This window comes from Gilvimarinus sp. 1_MG-2023 (assembly GCF_030548285.1).
Genome location: NZ_JAUOSC010001429.1, coordinates 1 through 249 on the forward strand (window position 1 = coordinate 1; position 249 = coordinate 249).

At 55.0% G+C, this 249-nt stretch carries 1 pseudogene; it reads left to right on the forward strand.

Annotated elements, in window-relative coordinates:
- Positions 1 to 249: pseudogene (locus Q4563_RS21545) on the forward strand (nitrite/sulfite reductase); the annotation flags it as partial.

Here is a 249-nt window from a genome sequence, read left to right on the forward strand (position 1 = left end):
GCAGAATGGCATCTACGTGCAACGCTACGCCCCCATGTTACGGGTCGCGATTCCTTATGGCGCCTTTACTGCTGAGCAAATGCGCGCTCTGGCCAAGGTCGCCCGCGACTACGATAAAGGCTATGCCCACTTCAGTACTCGCCAGAACCTGCAGTTCAACTGGCCCAAGCTGGAAGACTGCCCTCAGATTCTGGCTGATTTGGCAAAAGTGCAAATGCACGCGGTACAAACCAGTGGTAACTGTATCCG